Origin of the sequence: Streptomyces sp. NPDC007084, assembly GCF_040703595.1 — a bacterium.
In the GTDB taxonomy this organism is placed as follows: domain Bacteria; phylum Actinomycetota; class Actinomycetes; order Streptomycetales; family Streptomycetaceae; genus Streptomyces.
In genome coordinates this window covers 332437-353148 of sequence record NZ_JBEYFY010000003.1, presented here as the reverse complement: position 1 = coordinate 353148, position 20712 = coordinate 332437, and the positions used below count along the sequence as shown (strand labels likewise).

Sequence of the window (20712 nt, the reverse complement as noted above, 5' to 3'; positions counted from 1 at the left end):
CCGTACGGGGTGGTCCCGGCGGCGGCCCGACCTCGTACGACGGCGGGGGCGAGCGAGTGGGCCCGGGGCCGTGTAGAACCCCGGGATACGGGGAACCTTCTGGTCTCCCGCCGCGTTTCCGCTACGTGCACAGTGACATCACGGTGACAGGGTGTGGCGACAGGCGGGGTGCGGCTACCATGACCGGCACAAGGACGGACGGCGTAAGGGAGTCGTCCTCTGGGGCGGCGCCGGGCGCGACCCCAAGTCCTGTGGACAGGGGAGGCCCCATGCCGGGGCGAGGAGGGCGGGCCATGGTGCAGAAGGCCAAGATCCTCCTGGTCGATGACCGGCCGGAGAATCTGCTGGCGCTGGAGGCGATCCTCTCCGCGCTCGATCAGACACTGGTGCGGGCATCGTCCGGGGAGGAAGCGCTCAAAGCGCTGCTCACGGACGACTTCGCGGTCATTCTGCTGGACGTCCAGATGCCGGGCATGGACGGTTTCGAGACCGCCGCGCACATCAAGCGGCGGGAGCGGACCCGGGACATCCCGATCATCTTCCTGACGGCCATCAACCACGGCCCCCACCACACCTTCCGCGGGTACGCGGCCGGCGCGGTGGACTACATCTCGAAGCCGTTCGACCCGTGGGTGCTGCGCGCCAAGGTCTCGGTGTTCGTCGAGCTGTACATGAAGAACTGCCAGCTGAGGGAGCAGGCGGCCCTGCTGCGGCTCCAGTTGGAGGGCGGCGGAGGGAAGGCGGCGCTCGGCGACGCCAAGGAGCCCGCCGGTCTGCTCGCCGAACTCTCCGCGCGGCTCGCGGCCGTCGAGGAGCAGGCCGAGGCGCTGTCCAAGCAACTGGACGACGATTCGGCGGACGCGGCGGCGGTGGCGACGGCGGCCCATCTGGAGCGCAAACTCACCGGACTGCGCAGAGCGCTTGACGCCCTGGAGCCGGGCACCGGAAGCGCGCCCTCACTGCCCTCGCAGAGCTGACCCCACGCCGGGCGCGGAAACGTTGTCGGAGCTGTCGTGTCCCGCCGGGAAACCGTATGAGGACGCGTCAGTTCCGCTCCTCGCAAGGGCGACACGAACGGGTGAAGCGGTAGGCACACGTGTCCGCCGTCGTCTCCACCGGTAACCTCACACACATGGCCTCACGTCAGTCCGCAGCCAAGAAGCCGCCCGCGAAGAAGGCGGCCGCTCCGACGAAGGCTCCGGCGAAGAAGGCCCCCGCGAAAAAGCCGGCCGCCAGGAAGGCGCCCGCCAAGCGGCCCGTGGCCAAGAGGCCCGCTCCCGCGCCGGTGCCCAGCCCCACCGCGGGCGTGTACCGGCTGGTGCGCGCCGTGTGGCTGGGCATCGCCCATGCCGTCGGAGCGACCTTCCGGGGCATAGGACGGGGCGCCCGGGGTCTCGACCCCGCTCACCGCAAGGACGGCGTCGCGCTCCTGCTGCTCGGCATCGCGCTGATCGTCGCGGCGGGAACCTGGTCCAACCTGCGCGGCCCGGTCGGCGACCTCGTCGAGATGCTCGTCACCGGTGCCTTCGGGCGCCTCGACCTGCTCGTGCCGATACTGCTCGGCGTCATCGCGGCCCGGCTCATCCGCCACCCCGAACAGCCCGAGGCCAACGGCCGCATCGTCATCGGCCTGTCCGCGCTCGCCATCGGCGTGCTCGGCCAGGTCCACATCGCCTGCGGCTCGCCCGCGCGCAGCGACGGCATGCAGGCGATAAGGGACGCCGGCGGACTCATCGGCTGGGGTGCCTCCACCCCGCTGACGTACACCATGGGCGACGTCCTCGCCGTGCCGCTCCTCGTACTGCTCACGATCTTCGGGCTGCTCGTCGTCACGGCCACCCCGGTCAACGCGATCCCGCAGCGGCTGCGGCTGCTCGGCCAGAAACTCGGCGTCGTCCAGGCCGACTTCGACGAGGACGCGTTCGGCGAGGACGACGAGCGCTACGACGAGCAGTGGCGCGAGTCGGTCTCCCCGCGCCCCCGCAGACGCCCGCAGGCCCCCGGCGAGTACGACCCGGACAGCGCCGAGCAGGACGCGCTCACCAAGCGCCGGAGCCGCCCTCGGCGCTCCGGTACGCGCCAGCCCGACCCGAACCGGCCGATGGACGCGGTGGACGTCGCCGCCGCCGCTGCCGCCGCGCTGGACGGCGCCGTGCTGCACGGGATGCCGCCCTCGCCGCTGGTCGCCGACCTGACGCAGGGCGTCAGTGTGGAGCGCGACGGCTACGAGGAGACCACCCCGGTCCCGGCCGCCCGCACGAAGGGCCCGGTGCCGGGCGCCAAGCGGCCCAAGCAGCAGCCGCTGCCCTCCGAGGGGGTCGTGCCCGACCTCACCAAGGCCGCGCCCGAGGCGCCCCGCGAGCTGCCCCCGCGCGCGGAGCAGCTCCAGCTCTCCGGCGACATCACCTACGCGCTGCCCTCGCTCGACCTCCTGGAGCGCGGCGGCCCCGGCAAGACGCGCAGCGCCGCCAACGACGCCGTGGTCGCCTCCCTGCAGAACGTCTTCCGGGAGTTCAAGGTCGACGCCGCCGTCACCGGCTTCACCCGCGGTCCGACGGTCACCCGCTACGAGGTCGAGCTGGGCCCCGCCGTGAAGGTCGAGCGGATCACCGCGCTCACCAAGAACATCGCGTACGCGGTCGCCAGCCCCGACGTGCGGATCATCAGCCCGATCCCCGGCAAGTCCGCGGTCGGCATCGAGATCCCCAACACCGACCGCGAGATGGTCAACCTCGGTGACGTGCTGCGCCTCGCGGACGCGGCCGAGGACGACCACCCGATGCTGGTCGCGCTCGGCAAGGACGTCGAGGGCGGCTATGTGATGGCCAACCTCGCGAAGATGCCGCACGTCCTGGTCGCCGGTGCCACCGGCTCCGGAAAGTCCTCCTGCATCAACTGCCTGATCACCTCGGTCATGGTCCGCGCGACGCCCGAGGACGTCCGGATGGTCCTGGTCGACCCCAAGCGCGTCGAGCTGACCGCCTACGAGGGCATCCCGCACCTGATCACGCCGATCATCACCAACCCGAAGCGGGCCGCCGAGGCGCTCCAGTGGGTCGTCCGCGAGATGGACCTGCGCTACGACGACCTCGCCGCGTTCGGCTACCGGCACATCGACGACTTCAACGAAGCCATCCGCAACGGCAAGGTCAAGCTGCCCGAGGGCAGCGAGCGCGAGCTGACCCCGTACCCGTACCTCCTGGTGATCGTCGACGAGCTGGCCGACCTGATGATGGTCGCCCCGCGTGACGTCGAGGACGCGATCGTGCGCATCACGCAGCTCGCCCGCGCGGCCGGCATCCACCTGGTGCTCGCCACCCAGCGCCCCTCGGTGGACGTCGTCACCGGCCTGATCAAGGCGAACGTGCCCTCCCGGCTCGCCTTCGCCACCTCCTCGCTCGCCGACTCGCGGGTCATCCTCGACCAGCCCGGCGCCGAGAAGCTGATCGGCAAGGGCGACGGGCTCTTCCTGCCGATGGGCGCCAACAAGCCCACCCGTATGCAGGGCGCGTTCGTCACCGAGGACGAGGTCGCCGCGGTCGTGCAGCACTGCAAGGACCAGATGGCGCCCGTCTTCCGGGACGACGTCACCGTGGGCACCAAGCAGAAGAAGGAGATCGACGAGGACATCGGCGACGACCTCGACCTGCTGTGCGCGGCGGCCGAACTGGTCGTCACCTCGCAGTTCGGGTCCACCTCGATGCTCCAGCGCAAGCTGCGCGTCGGCTTCGCCAAGGCGGGCCGGCTGATGGACCTGATGGAGTCGCGCGGCATCGTCGGGCCGAGCGAGGGCTCCAAGGCCCGCGACGTGCTCGTGAAGGCGGACGAGCTGGACGGAGTGTTGGCCGTGATTCGCGGGGAAGCAGAAGCATAGGCAGCACAGCAGGACCTCAGCAGGCGCTCACTCGGCGCTTCGGCGGAGGAAGACGGGACGGCCGGTCGCGGCACGGCGGGACGCCGGTGACCGGGCGGCCCGCCGCGCGGGTGGCGGAACGACACGTTCAGCCCCAGGCTGATATTCGAACGTGACTCACCCGTAAGGGATCGGCGAGCAACCGTTTCCCTTCGTCGCACGTCAAGTTGAGCGAAGGGACGCGAACTGTCCCGGCGTCAGGATGACCGGCCATTCTGATGGCGTACAAAGTCCCACCGCCCGGTTGCCCCACCCTTTCGTACCCCCCCTAGACTGAACCTCCAGCACAGGTGGCTACACGCTCGAAAGGCGCCCCCGTGTCCATCGGCAACTCCCCTGACGGCAACACCCCCGAAGACGAGCGTCCGTTCGAAGACGACCGCGCGGTCGAGCGGGTCTCCGTCGGCCGTGCCCTCCAGCAGGCACGCGTCGACGCCGGCCTGACCGTCGACGACGTCAGCAACGCCACCCGCGTCCGCATCACGATCATCCACGCCATCGAACAGGACGACTTCACCCCGTGCGGCGGCGACGTCTACGCCCGCGGGCACATCCGGACGCTGGCTCGCGCCGTCCAGCTCGATCCGGCCCCCCTCCTCGCCCAGTACGACGCCGACCACGGCGGACGTCCCGCGCCGACGCCCGCCGCGCCGCTGTTCGAGGCCGAACGCATCCGCCCCGAGCGGCGCGGACCGAACTGGACGGCCGCCATGGTCGCCGCGATCGTCGCGGTGATCGGTTTCGTCGGGTTCACCGTCGTCAAGGGCGGCGACAGCGGCGACGACTCCAAGACCCAGGTCGCCGAGGGCTCGACCCCCACCGCCGGCAAGGCCGCCAAGCCCAGCGCGGACGCCAGCAAGCCCGCCGACCCCAAGCCCGAGCCCTCCGACAGCGCCATCGCGGCCGCTCCGCAGGACAAGGTGACCGTGCGGGTCAGCGCCCCGGACGGGCGGAGCTGGATCTCCGCCAAGGACCACAACGGACGGATGCTCTTCGACGGCCTGCTGAACAAGGGCGAGTCGAAGACCTTCCAGGACAGCTCCAAGATCAACCTGATCCTCGGTGACGCCGGAGCCATCCAGCTCTACGTCAACGGCAAGAAGATCGAGGACGACTTCCGGCCCGGCGCGGTCGAGCGCCTGACCTACACCAAGGGCGACCCGCAGGTCGGCTGACGGGGCCCGACGCGGGCAGACACCAGCAGTCCACGGGGTTGGCCGGTCTCGGCCAACCCCGTCGACGTGGGGTGTCGGCGGGACAAAGTAGTCTTGAGCCCATGCCTGAACGCCGTACCGTCGCACTCGTCACCCTTGGCTGCGCCCGTAACGAGGTGGACTCGGAGGAGCTCGCAGGCCGCTTGGAGGCGGACGGCTGGCACCTCGTGGAGGACGCCGAGCAAGCGGACGTCGCCGTCGTCAACACCTGCGGCTTCGTCGAAGCCGCCAAGAAGGACTCCGTCGACGCCCTGCTCGAAGCCAACGACCTCAAGGGCCACGGCAGAACCCAGGCCGTCGTGGCGGTGGGCTGCATGGCCGAGCGGTACGGCAAGGAACTCGCCGAAGCCCTCCCCGAGGCCGACGGCGTGCTCGGATTCGACGACTACGCCGACATCTCCGACCGCCTCCAGACCATCCTGAACGGCGGCATCCACGCCTCCCACACCCCGCGCGACCGGCGCAAGCTGCTGCCGATCAGCCCGGCCGAGCGGCAGACCGCCGGCGAGGAAGTGGCCCTTCCCGGCCACGGCGCCCCCACCGACCTCCCGGAAGGCGTCGCCCCGGTCTCCGGCCCGCGCGCGCCCCTGCGCCGCCGGCTGGACGGCTCGCCGGTCGCCTCGGTGAAGCTCGCCTCCGGCTGCGACCGCCGCTGCACCTTCTGCGCCATCCCGTCCTTCCGCGGCTCCTTCATCTCGCGCCGCCCCAGCGACGTCCTGAACGAGGCGCGCTGGCTGGCCGAGCAGGGCGTGAAGGAGATCATGCTGGTCTCAGAGAACAACACCTCCTACGGCAAGGACCTCGGTGACATCCGTCTCCTGGAGACGATGCTGCCCGAGCTGGCCGAGATCGACGGGATCGAGCGGGTGCGGGTCAGCTACCTCCAGCCCGCCGAGATGCGCCCCGGCCTGATCGACGTCCTCACCTCGACGGAGAACGTCGCGCCCTACTTCGACCTCTCCTTCCAGCACTCCGCGCCCGACGTGCTGCGCTCCATGCGCCGCTTCGGCGACACCGACCGCTTTCTCGAACTGCTCGACACCATCCGCGCCAAGGCCCCGCAGGCCGGCGTGCGCTCGAACTTCATCGTCGGCTTCCCCGGCGAGAGCGAGGCCGACCTCGCCGAGCTGGAGCGTTTCCTCACCGGCGCCCGCCTCGACGCGATCGGCGTCTTCGGCTACTCCGACGAGGACGGCACGGAGGCGGCCACCTTCGAGAACAAGCTGGACGAGGACGTCGTCGCCGAGCGCCTCGCGCGGGTCTCCCGGCTCGCCGAGGAACTCGTCGCCCAGCGCGCCGAGGAGCGCGTCGGGGAGACCCTGCGCGTCCTGGTCGAGTCGGTCGACGACGAGGACGGCGCGTACGGCCGCGCGGCGCACCAGGCGCCCGAGACGGACGGCCAGGTGCTGTTCACGAGCGGCGAGGGACTGACCGTCGGCCGTATCGTCGAGGCCAAGGTGGTCGGCACGGAAGGTGTCGACCTGGTGGCCGAGCCGCTGATCGGCGCGCTCGCGTGTACGGAGACCGAGGAGGCGGCCAGATGACCGGAGTCCCGGCATCCGCGGCGGGCGGCTCCCCCAGCGCCAAAGGCGCGACGAGCGCCCCCGACGCGTCCGGTGCTCCGGGCGACGGCAAGCCGGTGCGGGGCGGGAAGATCACCGCCGCGGCCGTCGACCAGGCCAGCCTCTGGAACATCGCCAACATTCTGACCATGATCCGGCTCGTCCTCGTGCCCGGATTCGTGGCGCTGATGCTGGCCGACGGCGGCTACGACCCCGCCATGCGCGCCTGGGCGTGGGCGGCGTTCGCCGTCGCCATGATCACCGACATCTTCGACGGCCATCTGGCCCGCACCTACAACCTCGTCACCGACTTCGGGAAGATCGCCGACCCCATCGCCGACAAGGCGATCATGGGCGCCGCGCTCGTCTGCCTGTCCGGCCTCGGCGACCTGCCCTGGTGGGTCACCGTCGTCATCCTCGGCCGCGAGCTGGGCGTCACCCTGCTGCGCTTCGTCGTGATCCGCTACGGGGTCATCCCGGCCAGCCGCGGCGGCAAGCTGAAGACGCTGGCCCAGGGCACGGCGGTCGGGATGTACATCCTGGCGCTGACGGGCGGCCTGGCCACGCTGCGGTTCTGGGTCATGGCCGTGGCGGTCGTCCTGACCGTGGTCACCGGCCTCGACTACGTGAGACAGGCCGTCGTGCTGCGCCGGCAGGGCATCGCCGCGCGCCGGGCCGCCGCCGAGGAAGCCGCCGCCGAGGAGGCCGCGCGGTGACGTCCACGGCCGCCGAAGTGGTGCGACTGCTCACGGGCAGGGGCGAGACGCTCGCCGTCGCCGAGTCGCTCACCGGTGGCCTGGTGGCCGCCGAGGTGACGGCGGTGCCGGGCGCCTCGAAGGCGTTCCGGGGCTCCGTGACCGCGTACGCCACCCAGCTCAAGCACGAGCTGCTGGGGGTCGACGCCACTCTGCTGGCGCAGCGCGGGGCGGTCGATCCGCAGGTCGCGGCCCAGATGGCGGCCGGCGTGCGCCGGGCGCTCGGCGCGGACTGGGGGATCGCGACCACGGGCGTCGCCGGCCCGGACCCCCAGGACGGACAGCCGGTCGGCACGGTCTACGTGGCCGTCGCGGGCCCCTCCGAGGCGACTTCTCCTCCCGTCGACGGGAAAGTGGCGCCCCTGCGGCTGAACGGTGACCGGGCGGAAATCCGCAGGGAGAGCGTACGCAGCGTGCTCGCCCTGCTCCTGACGGAGCTGGTGGGCGCGCAGACCGGGAACGAGCGGTCCCAGGAATGAACGAGCGGACACAGGAGTACGGAGCGGAACGCGGTCGCTGACCGGTTCCGTGACCACGGGGACGTCTGAGCAGCGAGTCCGCCGGCAGGGCCCTCTCTCTTGCGGGAGCCGTGGTGGAGCGGGCTACACCACGGTTCGACCAGCAGGCACTGTCGTCGCGGCACCGGACCGCTTGCCAGGATGGATCACGTAAGGCACGGCCCGCCCACCACCTCACGGAGTCCGCCATGAAGCCCCTGCTCTGGCTGCTGCTCGTCGTCGCCCTCATCGTCAACGTCTTCGCCGGCCTCCTCGGGGACGGCATGACCCAGGCCGCCGTCTCGGTCCCGGCCGGTGTGGTCTTCCTCGGCTCGGCGGCCGGCCTGTGGCTGCTGCGCGACAAGCGGAAGGCCGCCTGACAGCCGGGCCGGTACTAGCCTGATGACCATGGACGGCGGCACCCGCGCGGACATGGACGCGGCGATGGGGCGGGCCTGGCGTGCGACCCGGCATCTGCTGGTCGGTGCCGGGCTCAGCCTCGCCTGTTATCTGGTGTTCGCACTGCTGCTGGTCGGCCTCGTCGGCACCCTCCTCGTCATCGGCGCGGGGCTGCTGCCCGAGACCGTGCAGACCGTACGGAGCTTCGCGTCCTTCGAGCGGCGCCGGGTGGGGGCCCGTACGGGCGAGGGCGTGCCGGAGGCGTATCCGCCGCTCACCGGACCGCTCGCCGAGCGGCTGCGCCATGCGACCACGGACCCCGCGACCTACCGCGACCTGCGCTGGGTCCTCGCCCAGCTCCTCTACGGCTTGACCCTCTGCTGCCTCGCCGCGCTCCTGTGGCTGCCCGCGGTCATCGTCGACGGGATCTGGTGCGGAGTGCTCGGACGCCGTCCCGTCCTCCTGCCCGTCTTCGACGCCATCGCCGATCTGTCCTGCTCCTGGTCGCGCGGACTGCTCAAGCCCCCGCCCGGCGCCGGACTAGCCCAGCGCGTCGAACTGCTCACCGCCACCCGCGCGGGGGCGGTCGCCGCACATGGCGCCGAGCTGCGGCGGATCGAACGCGATCTGCACGACGGCGCCCAGGCCCGGCTCGTGGCGCTCTCGATGCGCATCGGGCTCGCCAAACGCGCCTACGACCGCGACCCCGAGGCCGCGCGCCAACTCCTCGACGACGCCCAGGACCAGGCCGAGCAGGCGCTCGCCGAACTGCGCCACGTCGTACGGGGCATCCATCCGCCCGTGCTCACCGACCGTGGTCTCGACGGGGCGGTGCGGGCGCTCGCGGCGTCCAGCGGTCTGTCCGTGGAGGTCTCCGCGCAGGGCGTCGTCGACGGGCCGCGCGCGCCGGCCGCCGTCGAGGCCGCCGCGTACTTCGTGGTCGCCGAGGCGCTCACCAACGCGGTCAAGCACAGCGGGGCCAGCCGCGCCGAGGTGGAACTGGTGCGCACCCCGATGCTGCTGCGCGTTCTCGTACGGGACCACGGACGCGGGGGAGCGGACGAGTCGGCCGGCAGCGGGCTGCTCGGCGTGCGGCGCCGGGTCGCCGCCCTCGATGGCAAGGTGAGCCTGGCGAGCCCCGCCGGAGGGCCGACCGAGATCGAAGTGGAGCTGCCGTGCGCGTGGTGATCGCCGAGGACAACGCCCTGCTGCGGGAGGGACTCGTCCTGCTGCTCCGGTCGGCGGGGCACGAGGTGGCGGGCGTCGCGGCCACCGGCCCCGAGATCCTGCCGCTGCTGCTCGAACACCGCCCGGACGCCGCCGTACTGGACGTACGGATGCCGCCCGACTTCCGCGACGAGGGGCTGCGGGCGGCGCTCGCGGCCCGCGAGACGCTGCCCGGCCTGCCGGTGCTCGTCCTGTCCCAGTACGTCGAGGAGACCTACGCGGCGGAACTGCTCGGCGGGGGTGCGCGGGGCGTCGGCTATCTGCTCAAGGACCGGGTGGGCAGGGTCGACGAGTTCCTCGACGCGCTGGAGCGGGTGGCCTCGGGCGGTACCGCGCTCGACCCCGAGGTCGTCACCGAACTGCTCTCGCGGCGGCGCGAGGGCTCGCCCCTCGACTCGCTCACTCCCCGCGAGCGCGAGGTGCTGCAGCTCATGGCTCAGGGCCACGACAACGCCACGATCGCCAGGTCCCTGGTGATCACGGAGCGTTCGGTGCACAAGCACATCGGCAACGTCTTCGTGAAGCTCGACCTGCCGCAGACGGACGGCGGGCACCGGCGGGTGCGGGCGGTGCTCGCGTACCTGAACGGATAGATAGCGCGGCAGCGGTCGCGCCGTCCGGTCGCGCCGTCCGGTCGTGCCGTCCGGTCGCGCCGTCCGGTCGAGCCGACCGGTCGTGCCGTCCGGTCGAGCCAATCGGTCGTGCCGTCCGGTCGCGCCGTCCGGTCGAGCCGACCGGTCGTGCCGTCCGGTCGAGCCAACCGGTCGCGCCGTCCGGTCGTGCCGACCCTGCCGATCCGCCTCTGGGTCTCCGGTCCTGTCGATCCGCCTCTGCGTGTCCGACCCCGCCGATCCGCGACTGCCTCTCCGGTTCCGCCGATCCGCAGTCCCTCCCCAGCGCCGCCCTTGCCTTGGCGTGCGCTTCCACGCGCGGGCCCCTCGCCCAAGGGCCCGCACCCCGCAGACCTCCGGCGTCACCGCTGGAGGCCGGGCACTGGCCCGGGCGGTCCGGGGCCTTCGGCGGGGCGGTCACCGGGAGGCCTCGCGGGTCGGCAGGAGGGTGCCCGCGAAGGCCGTCGCCGTGACGACCGCGGCGATCAACGCGGCCTGAGAGAGCGGGAGATGGGGGAGCGTGCGTGCCGTGGCGAAGCTGAAGGCGAGGAGGGGGACCGCCGCGACCGCCGCTCCCACGACCAGTCCCGTCAGGGTCAGTACGGCGGCCTCGACGCACAGCATCCCGCGGACCTGTCGCCGGCCGGCGCCGACGCGGCGGAGCAGACGGAGGCCTGGGCGGCGGCCCGCTCCGATCAACGTGAGGGTGCTGAGGACGGCGATGACGGTGAAGACGCCGATCGCGGACACGGCGATCCCGCCCAGCCGGTCGTTCAGTGACTGGTCGGGGAGGGTGAGGTGCACGGGGTGTGCCTCGGTCACCTCGGCTTCCAGGGTTCGGGTCAGTGCCGAACGCAGGGCAGGGACATCCGCGTCAGGGGCGGCGGCCACCAGTACGTCGCCGGTGTGCGGGGAGGTCATGTGGCGGGTCAGCTCCTGGTGGGAGAGCAGGAACTCGCCCAGTGCCAGCCCGCGTTCATGGACCGCGACCACCTTCAGGGCGCGGTCGTCCCCGTCGCCGAAACGCAGGTGTACCTGTGAGCCGACCTTGAGGCCGTCGGCCCGGGCGCGGTCACTGCCGACCGAAACCGTGCCCGGCCGCAGCGCGTCCAGTGAGCCTTCGACCGGCTTCGGGTCAAGGGTGCGGGGCAGGCCGTCGGGGGTGACGCCGAGAACGGGAAGGCGTTCGAGCCGTGGTGCGCCGGCCTCGGTGCCGGCCAGCACGACCGTGCTGCGGACGATCGCGGTCGCCGCCGCGACACCGGGCGTGCGGCGGATCTCCGCCAGCCGGCCGGTGTCCGGCACGCGGAGGTCCGCGTGCAGGGCGGCCACGGCCTGACGTTCGCCGGCGTGCTGGAGCGTCGCACCCGCCCCGAGCTGTACGGCGGCGAAGGCCGTCACCAGCACGATCGGGGTGATCGCCGCGCCGAAGCGCGCGGTGTTGGCCGCCAACTCGCTTGCCGCGAACCTGCCTTGAGGTCCGCGCCGGCGCAGGAGGCGGCCGAGCACCGCGAGCGCGCCGCGGCCGATCCACGGGCCGAGCACCGCACAGCCGATCACCATCGTCAGCGCCGACGTACTGGCCGCCGTCGCCGCGGCCGATCCGCTCTGCGTCACGGACACCCCCGCCGAGCCGACACCCAGGCCGAGCAGTACGAGTCCCGCGGTGCGCCGCCCCTCGCCGGGGCTCGCCGACGCGCCGTGCGCCTCGCCGAGCGCCTGGGCCGGGCGGATCCGCGCGGCCCGCGCACAGCCGAAGAAGGCGGTCAGTCGCGCGGCGGCGATGGTGAGCGCGGCGGTGACGAGTGGGGCGGTGAACAGCCAGGCAGGGGTGGGCAGTACGAGTCCTTCGGGCAGTGCGCCGCCGGAGTCGAGGAGATGGTTCAGGGCCAGGAAGGCCGGTGGTGCGGCGATGGCGCCGAGCAGTGCGGGACGTACCGAGACGCGCAGCACTTCACGTCCGACGGCCGCCCGCAGCTGACGTGGGGAGGCGCCCACGGCGCGCAGCAGGGCGAGTTCGGCGGCGCGCTGGCGCAGGGCCTGGGCCACGAGGGAGGCGACCACCAGGAGTGCGATGAGGACGACGCTCGCCGTGATGGCGGTGAGCAGTTCCAGCGCTCCGGTGCGCGCCGCCGGAACGTCCAGGTGCTCGGCGAGTCCGCGGCCGTCCGCGGTCAGGACGCGCAGCGGCCGGGCATCGCCCTTCGCCCGGTGCGGCGCGCTCAGGTCGCGGGCGCCGGCCTTGTCGAGCGCGGCGCGCGTCCGCTCGTACAACTCCCGCTCACCGAGACCGGGTTGGGGTAGCACCCCGATGGCGTCCACGGCTCCGGGGCGGCCCGCGAGCGTGCGCGCCCGCGAAGTCGTGAAGTAGACGGAGTCCTCGCCCTGCGCGACACCCACGATGTCGTACGTGCGGGAGGTGCCGTCGCCGCGCAGGCGTACGCGCTCGCCGGGCGAGTGGTCCTCACCGGCCGCGATGACGATCTCGTCCTCCCGCGCCGGGGCTCGTCCCTCCAGGAGTCTGTACGGGCCCAACTGAGCCGCCTCCCAGGGGTGTCCGACGAGAGTGCGTCCGGAGGGAGTGGCGGTGAGGGGGATGGACAGGTCCGGGACCGCCGCCCGTACGCCGTCCACGCCGCGCAGGACCCCGATCGTCGCGTCCGGCACGCGGACCCGCTCGGTGAGCGCCGCCGTCGCCGTCTCCGTGTCCGAGTCCCAGGATGTGGCGGTGTGCCGGGTGGTCTGGTCGCCGGCCACCACGACGGGCGCGCCGGCGTACCGCTCCACGCGTGGGTGTCCGAGAGCCGTCGACACGATCGCGAGCGCGAACGAGCCGAGCAGCGCGGAGGTCAGGACGAGGGCGGCGGCCACGGCGGACCAGGACCGGCGGTGAGCCCGGTGCGCACGGGCGGCGAGGAGAGCCGAGACAGCACTCATGACCTGCTCCGGAGGGCCAAGTCGCGCAGTACGTCGCGTACGTGCTGTGCGTCGGGCGACTCGGTGCGGCCCGCCAGCCGCCCCTCGTGCAGGAACACCGCCTCGTCGGCCCACGCGGCGGCCGCCGGATCGTGCGTCACCATCACCACCGTGCGGCCCCGCTCCTCCACCGCGGCCCGCAGCAGCGCGAGTACGTCCGCCGCCGTCACCGGGTCAAGGGCGCCCGTCGGCTCGTCCGCGAAGACCACGGCGGGCTCGGTCACCAAGGCGCGGGCAAGTGCCACGCGCTGCTGCTGACCGCCGGACAGACGCGCGGGCGCGTCGTCGGCGCGGTCGGCGAGACCGACCGCGGCCAGGGCCCGCAGCGCCCGCTCGCCCCAGGAGTCGTCCGGTCCCGCTCCCGCGAGGAGCAGGGGCAGACCGGCGTTCTCCAGGACGCTGAGCGAGGGCACCAGGTTCAGCGCCTGGAAGACGAAGCCCACCTGGTCGCGCCGCACCCGGGTCAGCGCGGCCTCGTCCAGGCCCGACAGATCCGTACCGCCGATCCGCACCGTCCCGGACGTGGGGCGGTCGAGGCCCGCGGCACACTGCAGCAGCGTCGACTTCCCGGACCCCGAGCGGCCCATGACGGCGACGAACCGTCCGGCGGGTACGCGCAGCGATACGGCGTCGAGGGCGCGCACCCCCTCGCGGTACTCACGGCTCACCCCGTCCAGTTCCAGGGCCGCGACCGGGCCGGACACCGCCGTCCCGCCTTCGAGTACGCCCACGCGCCGCCTGAACATGTCGTCCGCCTTCCCGAGCCGAGTGCGTCAGGAAGACGATCGCAATCGGGAGGGGCCCCGGACGAGACAGCAGACTCCCCGCCCGCGGGTGTAGCCCGCTCCACCCCGTCTTGCCGACGGCCCGGGCCAGCGCTGGCCAACCCGGTCCAGCCCGGTCCAGCCCGGGCCGGGCCGGGGCGGGCCGGGCTGGCCCGGGAGCTACTCGTTCCGCAGGCTGTCCACCAGCGCGCTGATCGCCTGGTCCGTGGACGCGGCCATGTCCACTGCCTCGTGGTCCAGAAGCCATTGCACCTGCAGTCCGTCCATGACGGCGATGATGGCGTTCGCGGCGGCGGTCACGTTCACGTCCTCGCGGACTTCGCCCAGTTCGCAGGCCTCCGTCAAGGCTTCGGCGACGAAGGCGCGCAGGCCCGCGTAGCGGTTGCGGAAGTAGGGCTGGGCGGGGTGGTCGTCCGTGACGCTCTCCGCGGAGAGCACGGTGTAGAGCCGCACGATGCCTTCGCGCTCGGCGTTGTTGCGGGTGGTGTCCACCAGGTGTCTGAGGAAGGCGAGGCCGCGCGGACGCTGCGGGCCGAGGTCGGCGATGTCGGTCGCGTCGCGCAGGTCCAGGACCTCGGTCAGGAGGTTCGCCTTGGAGCGGAAGTAGTGCAGGACTCCGGCCTGGGTCAGGCCCGCGCGGTCGGCTATCTCGGCGAGGGAGGCCTTGCCGTAGCCGCGGGCCGCGAAGATCTCCATGGCGATCCGCAGGATCTCGTCGTGACGTTCCTGGGCTGCGGAGCTGCGCCCGCGTCGGCCGCGTCCACCGGTTCGGGATGCGGTCGGCGCCGCCTTGTCCTTGCTCACGTGCTGGAGTCTAGGCCGTGCCTGATCACCGTGTAAGAAGTTGTGCGCAACTACTTACTAAGTACTCGGTAAGTATGTTTCTATGCCGCCCATGACTTCCCCCGCCGCGCATGCCCAGGACACCGAATCGGCCGCCGAGGACGGTACTGATCTGCTGCGCCGGGTACGCGCGCTGTGCCTTGAGGCCAAGGTGCGGCTGCTCACCGGAGAAGACCTGTGGTCACTGCCCGCCGAGCCCCGGCTCGGGCTGCGCTCCGTGGTCATGTCCGACGGGCCGCAGGGGGTGCGGGGGACCGGCGAGGAGGCGGACCCGACCGGTCTGCTCGCCGCCGCGCCGAGCGCGGTCGCCGCCACCTGGGACCGCGGCCTCGCGGAGCGGGTCGGTGAGTTGTTCGCCGCCGAAGCGCGACGCAAGGGCGTGCACGTGCTCCTCGCTCCGCTGGCCAACCTTCAGCGGACCCCGGTCGCCGGGCGCCACTTCGAGTACTGGTCGGAGGACCCGCAGCTCACGGCGGTGATGGCGAGCGGCGTCGTACGCGGTCTGCAGGGGGCGCGGGTGGCTGCGTGTCTCAAGCACTTCGTTGCCAACGAGTCGGAGACGGACCGCACGCGCTACCGGTCCAAGATCGACGAGCGGACGCTGCGCGAGGTCTATCTCGCCCCCTTCGAACAGGTGATCGCCGAGGCGCGGCCGTGGAGCGTCATGTCCGCCTACTCCGGACTCGACGACGGAGTGGAATCCGCCCCGGCCGCCGAGCACCACCGCCTGCTGCGCTCGATCCTCAAGGAAGAGTGGGGGTTCGACGGCCCGGTGATCTCCGACTGGGCCTCCGCGCGGACGACCGTGCGGACGGCGCTGGGCGGACTCGACGTGGTGATGCCGGGACCCGACGGGCCTTGGGGCGACTCCCTGGTCCAGGCCGTGCGGGAGGGCCGGGTGCCCGAGGCGCTCGTGGACGACAAGGTCGTACGGGTGCTGCGACTGGCCCGCAGGGTCGGACGGCTGGCGGACGGGGCCGCCGCGGACGAGGGGGCCGCCGCCACCGCACGGCGGACACACGACTCGTACGCCTTGCTGCGGCACGTTGCCGCGCAGTCGATCGTGGTCCTGCGCGACGAAGGGGGGCTGCTGCCGCTGCCGGATGCGCGGTCGGTCGCCCTCATCGGCCCCAACGCCGTACGCCCGTACCTCCAGGGCGGCGGCAGCGCCTACGTTCCCACCGCACGGACCGTCGGATACGAAGAGGGGCTGCGCGCGGCGTTGCCCACCGATGTCACGCTCACGGTGCGCCGCGGCGGTGACGCGCGGATGCTGCCGCCCTTCGTCGACGGGGCACACGCCGAGGACCCGCACGGCGAGGGGCCGGGCATCCGGGCCGACTTCCTTGACAAGGACGGCGCCCGAATCGGCACCGTGCTGCGGCCGACCGGCGACTGGGGCGGCTTTGAGGCGTTCCCGGCCGATACGCATCGCGTGACCCTGCGCACGCGGCTCGTCCTCACCGAACCCGGCCTGCACCGGCTCGAGTTCGGGTGTGCGGGTCGCCACCGCTGCACGGTCGACGGCGCCCTTGTCTCGCGTGAGGATGCCGAGCGCGGTGTGGACATGGTCCTCGATTCCAGCCACAGCCGTCCCGGGACCCGCGGTGTCGACATCACCGTCGAGGAGGCACAGGTACCCCTCCAGGTGCGGGTCACGGCCGATCTCACCGTGGTCGACGCCGCCGGATACGGGCGGTTCATCAGTGCCCACCTCCGCCACCGGACGCCCGGCCCGAGCGCGGCGGACGAGATCGCCGACGCGGTACGCGCGGCCCGGAGCGCGGATGTCGCGGTGGTGATCGTCGGGACGAACGAAGAGGTCGAATCGGAGGGATGGGACCGCGCCGGACTACAACTGCCGGGCTGCCAGAACGAGTTGGTACGGGCCGTGGTCGCCGCCAACCCTCGTACCGTCGTGGTGGTGAACGCGGGAGCGCCCGTGCTGCTGCCCTGGGCCGAACAAGTGCCCACGCTGCTGTGGGGCTGGCTGCCGGGGCAGGAGGCGGGTCACGCCCTCGCCGACGTGCTCACCGGCCGCACCGAACCGGCCGGCCGGCTGCCCTGGACGCTGCCCGCCCGCGCGGAGGACGTCCCCGTGCCGCACGCACGGCCCACGAACGGTGTCGTCGACTACCGGGAAGGGCTGCACATCGGGTATCGCGCCTGGGACCGCGCGGGTCTGACGCCCGCGTACCCCTTCGGGCACGGTCTCGGCTGGAGCGCCTGGAGCTACGAGTCCCTCGTCGTCCATCAGGCTCCCGTCTCCGGTGAACCGTCCGGGCCCGCCACCGGAGCCGGAGACGGGCTGAACGTCACGGTCGAGGTCGTCAACACGGGCTCACGCCGCGCGCGTGAAGTCGTTCAGGTGTATCTCGAACCGCCTGCGGAAGGGGAGTTCGACCGGCCCGTGCGCACCCTTGCCGGATTCGCGGTGGTCGAGGCGGGGCCCGGCGCGCGGACGACCGCCCAAGTGGTCGTCAGACAGCGCGCCTTGCAGGTCTGGGACCCGGAGGCCGGCCACTGGCGTACGCCGCCGGGGCGCTACCGGCTGCACGTGGGGCGCTCCAGCCGGGATCTGCGCCGCACCACGGAGATCACTGTCGCCTGAACCGCAGGAAGGCCGCAGGACGCGCGGCCTCCAGCCGACGGCATGCCCACACCCCATTGTCGTGTACCAGAGCACCCTCAAGGAGCCGACACCATGCGCCACTTCAAGCGCACCACAGTGATCGCGGCGGGCGTCGCGGTCGCCCTGCTCGCCACCGGATGCGGCCGCGCCGATGAAGGCGCCGACGGCAAGGACGCGCCCGCCGGACTCGGAGACGGACCCGCCAAGGGCAAGGTCACGATGTGGAAGATGGGCGACGACGAGGCGGAGGAGAAGACCCTCGAAGCCCTGGCCGCCGAGTTCGAGAAGCAGAACCCGGACGTCGACGTCCGCATCACGGCGGTGCCCTGGGACGCCGCGCACGAGAAGCTGACCACCGCGATCGCCGGCGGCAACACCCCGGACCTGGCGCAGATCGGCTCCACCTGGCTCTCCGAGTTCGCCTCCATGAAGGGACTGCAGGCCACCCCCAAGGCGTTCGCGGCCGGGGACTTCTTCGACGGCCAGTGGGACACCACCCTCTACAAGGGCACCTCCTACGGCGTGCCCTTCACCGGTGACACCTCCGTCGTCTACTACCGCACGGACGCGCTGAAGAACGCGGGTGTCGACGGCGCCCCGGGCGCCGACTGGGACACCTTCTACCAGGACATGAAGGCGCTGCAGGCCACCGCCAAGAAGGAGAACCCCGAGCTGCGCGGCTCCTTCGGCCTGCAGACCGGCTTCAACGCCTGGCTGTTCTGGCTGCCGCTGGTCTGGCAGGCGGGTGGTGACATCTACGACCCGCAGGCGAAGAAGTTCACCTTCGATTCCCCCGAGGTGAAGCAGGCGCTCCAGTACTACGGGCGGTTCTTCGAGGAAGGCATGGCCCCGACCGACAAGTCGGACCAGGCGCAGGGCTTCACCGACGGTGTACTCGGCGCGCTACAGCAGTCCACGAGCATCGGCGCCAACCTGCACCGCAACTCGCCCGAGCTGGACAGCAAGTGGGCCACCATGCCGCTGCCCAAGGGCAAGCAGAGCGCGGGCCTCGCGGGGGGCGTCGAGCTGTCCGTGTTCAAGGAGGCGAAGAACTCCGACGCGGCATGGAAGTTCATCAGGTTCCTGAGCGAGCCGAAGAACCTGGCCACCTACGGAGCGGCCACCAGCCAGCTGCCGGCGGCAAAGCGGGCCTGGGAGGACAAGCGGCTGGCCGGTGACGAGAAGCTCAAGGCGTTCGCCGAGCAACTGGAGGTCACCAAGGCGCCCCCGGCCATCACCACCTGGCAGCAGGTCGCCGAGGTGATCGACAAGGAGCTGGAGAAGCTGGCGTTCGGCAAGGCCACGCCCGAGCAGGTCCAGAAGACGCTTCAGGAGAAGGCGACCGGCATCGGCGCGGGGCGCTGACCGGCATGACCCTCCTGCCCACGCGTGAACGGGCGAGCACCCCACCCCCCGTACGGAAGAAGGCGGCGGGCGGGCGGCGCTCGACGGCGCGCCGGCGCCAGGCCCCCGCGGCTTGGCTGCTCGCCGCACCTTTCCTGATGCTGTTCCTCGCCTTCATGCTGCTGCCGCTGGCGTGGTCCCTGGTGATGAGCATGACCGACACCAAGAGCGCCGACCTGCGCACCCCGTTCGCTGTCGGGTTCGTCGGGCTCGACAACTTCGTGAGGCTTTTCGAGGACCCGGTCTTCCTCAAGGCCCTCGGCAACACCGCGGTCTTCGTGCTCGTGGGGCTGCCGCTGACGCTCGCCGCGGGCCTCGCCGTCGCCGTGATCCTCGACCGCGGCATCCGCTGCTTCCGGTCGGTGTTCCGGGTGGGCTTCTACCTGCCGGTGGTGACCAGCGTGGTCGCGGTGGCCGTCATCTGGAAAACGCTGCTCGAACCCCGGGCAGGCCTGGTGAACACGGTCCTCGCATGGGTTGGGATCGATGGGCCCGCATGGCTGGCCGACACCCGTACGGCCCTTCCCGTGATGATCGTGATGGCGGTGTGGCGGAACCTGGGCACCGTCATGGTGATCATGCTGGCCGGGCTGCAGTCCATCCCGAACTCCCTGATCGAGGCCGCCGAACTGGACGGCGCCGGCCCGTGGAAGCGGTTCCGGCACATCGTCCTGCCGCTGCTGCGACCGGCCACGCTGCTGACCTCGGTGATGCTCGGCATCTGGTATCTGCAGTTCTTCGACGAGCCGTTCGTGATGACCCAGGGCGGCCCGCTGGACTCGACGGTGTCGGCGACGTTCTACGCCTACCGGCAGTTCGGTTTCGGCAACTACGACCTCGCCGCCGCCGCGGGCTACGTGGTCTTCGTGCTGATCGCGGCGCTCACCGCACTGCAGTTCCGCTTGCTGAAGGACGACACGTGATGACCGCCACCGACACTGTCGAGGTCCCTTCGGCCGTCCCGTCGACGATCCCGCCGGCCGTACGGAGGAAGCGGCGCCGCCGCGAGAAGTGGGGCAGCCCCTGGCTGTATCTGCCGCTGTCCGGGGCCCTGGTCCTGATGGTGGTGCCGTTCCTGTGGATGCTGTCCGGCTCGCTCAAGCCGGAGGCGGAGATCCGCCGGGTGCCGCCGACCCTCGTCCCGTCGAACCTGACGGCCGTCAACTACTCGGAGCTCTTCGGGAAGCTGGATTTCCTGTCGATGTTCGTGAACTCGGTAGTGGTCGCCGCCGCCGTCACCGCGGGCAACCTCGTGTTCTGCTCGATGCTCGGCTACGCGCTGGCCAAGCTCGAATTCCGGGGCAGGCAGGCCGTGTTCGTCCTGGTCATCGCCACGCTGATGGTGCCGGCGCTCGTCACGTTCGTACCGCTGTACGTGCTGATGACCAACCTCGGGATGACGGACTCCCTGCTCGGCCTGATCCTGCCGTTCCTCGCCACGCCCTTCGGGGTGTTCCTGATGCGGCAGTTCATGCGGACGCTGCCGGACGAACTGATCGACGCGGCCCGGGTGGACGGCTGCGGAGAACTGGCGATCTTCTGGAGGGTGATCCTGCCGCTGACCAGGCCCGCCCTTGCCGCGCTCGGGATCTTCAGCTTCCTGGGCTCGTGGAACAGCTTCCTGTGGCCGCTGGTCGTCGCGCAGAACGAGGAGCAGTACACGCTGCCCGTCGGCCTCGCCCTGATATCCAGCGGCCAGGACTTCACCCGCTTCGGCGTGCTGCTCGCGGGAGCACTCGTCGTCCTCACCCCGATGGTCGTGGTGTTCCTGCTGTTCCAGCGCCACTTCATCGCGGGCATCGCGACCACCGGCCTCAAGTAGCCGACACCGGCCTCAAGTAGCCGACGCCGGTCTCACGTGGCCGAGGCCGGTCTCACGTACCCGAAGCCGGCC

General features: G+C 71.8%; 16 protein-coding genes. 13 read left to right on the top strand and 3 right to left on the bottom strand.

What is annotated here, in order from left to right; all coding sequences use genetic code 11:
* Positions 1-293: 293 nt before the first annotated feature.
* From AB0912_RS05035 to AB0912_RS04995, 9 genes are all read left to right on the top strand, one after another.
* Positions 294-977, top strand: coding sequence for a response regulator (locus tag AB0912_RS05035; RefSeq protein WP_366696535.1), 684 nt, complete (start codon positions 294-296; stop codon positions 975-977).
* Positions 978-1132: 155 nt separating this feature from the next.
* A complete protein-coding gene (locus AB0912_RS05030) occupies positions 1133-3874 on the top strand; it encodes a DNA translocase FtsK (protein WP_366696534.1) in 2742 nt (913 codons plus the stop codon).
* A 356-nt stretch (positions 3875-4230) separates the two neighbouring features.
* Positions 4231-5088 carry a RodZ domain-containing protein gene (locus tag AB0912_RS05025; protein ID WP_366696533.1) on the top strand — a complete coding sequence of 286 codons (858 nt, stop codon included), beginning with the start codon at positions 4231-4233 and terminating at the stop codon, positions 5086-5088.
* 101 nt (positions 5089-5189) lie between these two features.
* The gene (gene rimO, locus AB0912_RS05020; protein ID WP_366696532.1) at positions 5190-6671 is read left to right on the top strand and encodes a 30S ribosomal protein S12 methylthiotransferase RimO; all 1482 of its coding nucleotides are present in this window, start codon (positions 5190-5192) and stop codon (positions 6669-6671) included.
* Entirely contained in the window at positions 6668-7405 is a 738-nt protein-coding gene (gene pgsA, locus AB0912_RS05015; RefSeq protein ID WP_366696531.1) for a CDP-diacylglycerol--glycerol-3-phosphate 3-phosphatidyltransferase, read from the top strand. The genes rimO and pgsA overlap by 4 nt, the downstream gene beginning before the upstream one ends.
* The gene (locus AB0912_RS05010) at positions 7402-7923 is read left to right on the top strand and encodes a CinA family protein (RefSeq protein WP_366696530.1); all 522 of its coding nucleotides are present in this window, start codon (positions 7402-7404) and stop codon (positions 7921-7923) included. Before pgsA ends, AB0912_RS05010 begins: the two co-directional genes overlap by 4 nt.
* A gap of 227 nt (positions 7924-8150) precedes the next feature.
* Entirely contained in the window at positions 8151-8321 is a 171-nt protein-coding gene (locus AB0912_RS05005; RefSeq protein WP_366696529.1) for a hypothetical protein, read from the top strand.
* Between the two features lie 52 nt (positions 8322-8373).
* Positions 8374-9528: a sensor domain-containing protein gene (locus AB0912_RS05000; protein ID WP_366696552.1), complete on the top strand. Its 1155-nt coding sequence runs from the start codon at positions 8374-8376 to the stop codon at positions 9526-9528.
* Positions 9516-10160: a response regulator transcription factor gene (locus AB0912_RS04995; RefSeq protein ID WP_366696528.1), complete on the top strand. Its 645-nt coding sequence runs from the start codon at positions 9516-9518 to the stop codon at positions 10158-10160. Before AB0912_RS05000 ends, AB0912_RS04995 begins: the two co-directional genes overlap by 13 nt.
* Before the next feature lie 435 nt (positions 10161-10595).
* Here AB0912_RS04995 and AB0912_RS04990 read toward each other — a convergent pair whose 3' ends face one another.
* The 3 genes from AB0912_RS04990 to AB0912_RS04980 all read right to left on the bottom strand — a co-directional run bounded on the left by AB0912_RS04990 (position 10596) and on the right by AB0912_RS04980 (position 14650).
* The gene (locus AB0912_RS04990; protein WP_366696527.1) at positions 10596-13115 is read right to left on the bottom strand and encodes an ABC transporter permease; all 2520 of its coding nucleotides are present in this window, start codon (positions 13113-13115) and stop codon (positions 10596-10598) included.
* Positions 13112-13900 carry an ABC transporter ATP-binding protein gene (locus tag AB0912_RS04985; RefSeq protein WP_366696526.1) on the bottom strand — a complete coding sequence of 263 codons (789 nt, stop codon included), beginning with the start codon at positions 13898-13900 and terminating at the stop codon, positions 13112-13114. The genes AB0912_RS04990 and AB0912_RS04985 overlap by 4 nt, the downstream gene beginning before the upstream one ends.
* 198 nt (positions 13901-14098) lie before the next feature.
* Positions 14099-14650 carry a TetR/AcrR family transcriptional regulator gene (locus tag AB0912_RS04980; protein WP_366696551.1) on the bottom strand — a complete coding sequence of 184 codons (552 nt, stop codon included), beginning with the start codon at positions 14648-14650 and terminating at the stop codon, positions 14099-14101.
* A gap of 184 nt (positions 14651-14834) precedes the next feature.
* Here AB0912_RS04980 and AB0912_RS04975 point away from each other — a divergent pair, with 184 nt between their 5' ends.
* The 4 genes from AB0912_RS04975 (at position 14835) to AB0912_RS04960 (ending at position 20640) form a co-directional block, all read left to right on the top strand.
* Entirely contained in the window at positions 14835-17393 is a 2559-nt protein-coding gene (locus tag AB0912_RS04975) for a glycoside hydrolase family 3 C-terminal domain-containing protein (protein WP_366696525.1), read from the top strand.
* A 93-nt stretch (positions 17394-17486) separates the two neighbouring features.
* A complete protein-coding gene (locus tag AB0912_RS04970; RefSeq protein ID WP_366696524.1) occupies positions 17487-18779 on the top strand; it encodes an extracellular solute-binding protein in 1293 nt (430 codons plus the stop codon).
* 5 nt (positions 18780-18784) lie between these two features.
* The gene (locus AB0912_RS04965; protein ID WP_366696523.1) at positions 18785-19741 is read left to right on the top strand and encodes a sugar ABC transporter permease; all 957 of its coding nucleotides are present in this window, start codon (positions 18785-18787) and stop codon (positions 19739-19741) included.
* Positions 19741-20640 carry a carbohydrate ABC transporter permease gene (locus tag AB0912_RS04960; RefSeq protein WP_366696522.1) on the top strand — a complete coding sequence of 300 codons (900 nt, stop codon included), beginning with the start codon at positions 19741-19743 and terminating at the stop codon, positions 20638-20640. Before AB0912_RS04965 ends, AB0912_RS04960 begins: the two co-directional genes overlap by 1 nt.
* Positions 20641-20712: the final 72 nt, after the last annotated feature.

Coding starts and splice junctions, on each gene's coding strand:
- AB0912_RS04985 (WP_366696526.1), bottom strand. CDS start 13,900: ATGTTCAGGCGGCGCGTGGGCGTACTCGAAGGCGGGACGGCGGTGTCC.
- AB0912_RS05000 (WP_366696552.1), top strand. CDS start 8,374: ATGGACGCGGCGATGGGGCGGGCCTGGCGTGCGACCCGGCATCTGCTG.
- AB0912_RS04970 (WP_366696524.1), top strand. CDS start 17,487: ATGCGCCACTTCAAGCGCACCACAGTGATCGCGGCGGGCGTCGCGGTC.
- AB0912_RS04975 (WP_366696525.1), top strand. CDS start 14,835: ATGACTTCCCCCGCCGCGCATGCCCAGGACACCGAATCGGCCGCCGAG.
- AB0912_RS04960 (WP_366696522.1), top strand. CDS start 19,741: ATGACCGCCACCGACACTGTCGAGGTCCCTTCGGCCGTCCCGTCGACG.
- rimO (WP_366696532.1), top strand. CDS start 5,190: ATGCCTGAACGCCGTACCGTCGCACTCGTCACCCTTGGCTGCGCCCGT.
- pgsA (WP_366696531.1), top strand. CDS start 6,668: ATGACCGGAGTCCCGGCATCCGCGGCGGGCGGCTCCCCCAGCGCCAAA.
- AB0912_RS05035 (WP_366696535.1), top strand. CDS start 294: ATGGTGCAGAAGGCCAAGATCCTCCTGGTCGATGACCGGCCGGAGAAT.
- AB0912_RS04965 (WP_366696523.1), top strand. CDS start 18,785: ATGACCCTCCTGCCCACGCGTGAACGGGCGAGCACCCCACCCCCCGTA.
- AB0912_RS04990 (WP_366696527.1), bottom strand. CDS start 13,115: ATGAGTGCTGTCTCGGCTCTCCTCGCCGCCCGTGCGCACCGGGCTCAC.
- AB0912_RS05030 (WP_366696534.1), top strand. CDS start 1,133: ATGGCCTCACGTCAGTCCGCAGCCAAGAAGCCGCCCGCGAAGAAGGCG.
- AB0912_RS05005 (WP_366696529.1), top strand. CDS start 8,151: ATGAAGCCCCTGCTCTGGCTGCTGCTCGTCGTCGCCCTCATCGTCAAC.